General features: G+C 61.5%; 3 protein-coding genes. All 3 read left to right on the plus strand.

Translation table 11 applies throughout. From position 1 onward, the window contains the following. The coding region (locus Q7V20_RS18865) for a hypothetical protein (RefSeq protein ID WP_304794846.1) at positions 1-269 on the plus strand (269 nt) is incomplete at its 5' end. A gap of 144 nt (positions 270-413) precedes the next feature. Further along, complete coding sequence (locus tag Q7V20_RS18870; protein WP_304794848.1) at positions 414-1,511, plus strand: transposase; 1,098 nt, start codon at positions 414-416, stop codon at positions 1,509-1,511. A 439-nt stretch (positions 1,512-1,950) separates the two neighbouring features. Next, a complete protein-coding gene (locus tag Q7V20_RS18875; protein WP_304794850.1) occupies positions 1,951-3,201 on the plus strand; it encodes an IS4 family transposase in 1,251 nt (416 codons plus the stop codon). The last annotated feature ends 398 nt before the right edge of the window (positions 3,202-3,599 follow it).

The following is a 3,599-nucleotide window of genomic DNA, read 5'->3' on the forward strand; positions in this document are numbered from 1 at the left end:
TGCCGCTGGCGTTCGTGCTGGTGACGGTGCTGACGGGCAGCGTGATGAGCATTATGCAGTGGTGGACACTGATCGACAACACGCCCAACCCCAAGGACGCCTTCCAGCTCAAGTTGATGGTGGTGCTGGGTTCGATCATGATCGTGCTGACGTGCATGATCATGGCCGACGCGGTGCGCAAATGGGTGTCGATCCTGCGCCAACCGCCGGCGCGGCCGAAACGAGAAGAGCCCGGCAGGGAACCGGTCCTGGAGACCGCGGACCGGTGATTTGAGATCTGAAATTTGAAATTTGAGAGCCTCTTGCAAAACTTGATAGACAGGCCGATTTTCTTTGGGAATGGGGGTGGTTAAAAAATGAAGAGAATGGTATGATCCGTGTGCTTAAAACTCTCCCGAAGGAAAGCACGCACCATGTCCATCCTCTTCAAGCTCATTACTACCATACAGCAGACCCTTTTTCCAGCATTAGAAACCGAGTTGGACGCCCCACTGGGCGAAAAGGGCGAACTTTTCGTCAGCGTCGTCGAACTGGTGCGTCCCGAGCGTTTCACCGCGCATTTCGAGTGGGCCGGGGTGGGCTGCCCGCGCCAGTGGCGCTTGCCGATCCTGCTGGCCTTCATCGCCAAGGCGGTTTGGAATTTTCCAACCACCCGCGCCTTGTTGGACCGTCTGGCCCACGATCCCACCCTGCGCCGGCTGTGCGGTTGGGAGCGGGCGGGCGAGGTGCCCAGCGAGGCCACTTTCTCGCGCGCCTTCGCCGAGTTCGCCAAGAGCCAGTTGCCCCAACAGCTCCACGAAGCGCTGATCAAGGACAAGCTGGGCGACAAGCTGGTGGGCCACCTCAGCACCGACGCCACTGCCATCGCGGCGCGCGAGAAGCCCGCGGCCAAGCCCAAGCCGGCGCCCAAGGCCAAGGCCAAGCGGGGCCGGCCCACGAAGGGCGAGGAGCGTCCGGCCCCCGATCCCAAGCGCCTGGAGCTGCAGGGCGGGCGCACGCTGGCGGAGAACCTGGCCGAACTGCCCTGCCAGTGCGACAGCGGAGCCAAAAAGAACGCCCAGGGCATCAACCAGTATTGGCGCGGCTACAAGGGGCACCTGATCACGGCCGACGGCGGCATCCCGGTGGGCTTCGTGCTCAGCAGCGCCAGTCTGCACGACTCGCAGGTGGCCATCCCGCTGCTGCAAATGGCGGCCGGGCGGGTCACCAGCCTCTACGATTTGATGGACTCGGCCTACTACGCCGAACCGATCATGGGTTACAGCCGGCGCCTGGGCCACGTGCCGGTGATCGAGCCCAAGGCCACACGTGGGGCGCCGGCGGCGCAGCTGGAACCGGCGCGGCGTCTGCGCTACCGCGAACGCTCGACGGCCGAGCGGGCCAACTCGGACCTGAAGGACAATCATGGCGGCGCGACGGTGCGGGTGCGTGGCGGGTTGAAGGTGGCGGCGCACCTGATGCTGGGGGTGCTGGTGGTGGCGGCCAAGAGTTTGGTGGGGCTGCTGGAGTGAGGAGCCGCCTGGGGGGGTACGAAAATTGATCGGCTTGGGGGGGGGAGAGGAAGAGACATGTCTTGGCCTGCGAACAAAATGTCTCGTAATGGACAATTCATTATGCATCGGTTTCTTTGTGAGAAATGGTGTGAGAATAAGATTGCTATGTTTAAAAAGTAAAAATTATTTTTTCAGACTTTTGCAAGAGGCTCTCCACTTTTTTATTTAAATAATGCCGCATTCTCTGGCGTAGAAGATCTTTCTCCATATCGAACAACGCGCCGCCACGTTTTTCCATGAGGCCATTGCTTGGGCGGTACGCCGCCAAGTCGAGCGGATTGGGCCAAGAGCGGTAATCAGATCACAGTCATCCCATAGGTATTCGTAAATGAGTCGGCTTGCAGGCATAATTCTCCTGAACCAAATACCAAGCGGTAAGCCGCTGGAGGAGAGCACTATGCCCAACAAACCGACCCGCACCAAGTTTAGCGCGCTGGCGCAAATTTGCGAATGGATTCCGCCGTTCCTCGTCGCCAAGCTCGCGCGCCAGCACGGCGTGGACGCCAAGGCCCGCGCCTTCAGCCCGTGGTCCCACGTCATCGCGCTGCTCTACGCGCAGTTGGTTCACGCCATCAGCCTGAACGATATCTGCGACGGCCTGCGCCTGCACGCGGCCAAGCTCTGGCGCCTGCGCGAGGCCGCACCGCCCAGCCGCAACGGCCTCTCGCACGCCAACAAAGTCCGCCCCGCCGCCATGGCCGAGGATCTGTTCTGGTCGGTGCTGAATCACCTGGCCTCGCTGCGGCCGCGTTTTGGCGGCCGCACCTACGCCGGCATGCCGCGGCGCTTCAAGCGGCTGATCCACGTCGTGGACGCCACCACGATCCAGCTCGTGGCCAACTGCATCGACTGGGCGCGCCACCGGCGCAAGAAGGCCGCCGCCAAGATGCACCTGCGCCTCAACCTGCGCTCGTTTCTGCCGGCCTTCGCCGTCGTCGACACGGCCAAGCTGACCGATGCCCGCGCCGCCCGCACCGTCTGCGCCGGCATCGGCCGCGGCGAAATCGTCGTGTTCGACAAGGCCTACGTCGATTTCGGCCATCTTTACGAATTGCAGCAGCGCGGCGTGTTCTGGGTGACGCGGGCCAAGGACAACATGCAGTCGCGCTGCGTGCGCCGGCGCCTCAAAAAGCCCGACGGCAACATCCTGCGCGACGACGAGGTCGTGCTGAGCGTGGCCAAGAGCCATGCGGCCTACCCGGAGCCGCTGCGGCGCATCGTGGCCCTGGTCGAGATCGACGGCGCGCTGGTCGAGATGACGTTCATCACCAACAACATGGACTGGTCGGCCGCCAGCGTCGCCGATCTCTACAAGAGCCGCTGGTCGATCGAGGCGTTCTTCAAGCAGATCAAACAGACCCTGCAGCTGTGCGATTTTCTCGGCCACAGTAAAAACGCCATTCAGTGGCAGGTCTGGATGGCCCTGCTGCTGTACGTGCTGCTGCGCTTTCAGGCGTTCCTGTGCGACTGGAGCCACAGCTTCACGCGACTGTTCTGCCTGATGCGGGCCGTGGTTTGGGACGGCCTGGCACTGGGGCCGCTGCTGCGAAGTTATGGGACAGCAGGCGGCAGCTTCCGCATGCTGCGGGCGCCGCACCAGGGATATTTCCCAGGATTTGAGGCGTTGTTCGCGTCGGGCGGAGGCTGAGCTGTGGGACAGCATGTGGCGCAGGAGCACAAAAAAAGGGGCAATTTCATTGGAATTGAAAAAAGTCATCAATGCCGTTTGGGCTACATGATGAAACGGATGCTGAAAACAAAGACTTTGCGTTAATCCACGCATCGGTTCTTTAGCCTTATGGGATGACTCTGAATAAAATTCGAGAATTACGCCTTGGATACGGTAATATAGAATGAAAACCGGCGGCCTGCCGCCAAACGCATTACACCCAGTTCGGAACGGTTATGAAGCAATTTTTTCATTTTGTGATGATATGCGGCGCGGCGATGATGCTCCTGAATTGCGCCAAATCCAACCAGCACGCGCCGGCGCGTCAGACCACCCCCACCGCGGCAGCCGGCAGCCCGGCCGCGCCGCCGCCGGCG

The organism is Aquabacterium sp. (assembly GCF_030652515.1).
Taxonomy (GTDB): Bacteria; Pseudomonadota; Gammaproteobacteria; order Burkholderiales; family Burkholderiaceae_C; genus Aquabacterium.

Coding starts and splice junctions, on each gene's coding strand:
- Q7V20_RS18875 (WP_304794850.1), top strand. CDS start 1,951: ATGCCCAACAAACCGACCCGCACCAAGTTTAGCGCGCTGGCGCAAATT.
- Q7V20_RS18870 (WP_304794848.1), top strand. CDS start 414: ATGTCCATCCTCTTCAAGCTCATTACTACCATACAGCAGACCCTTTTT.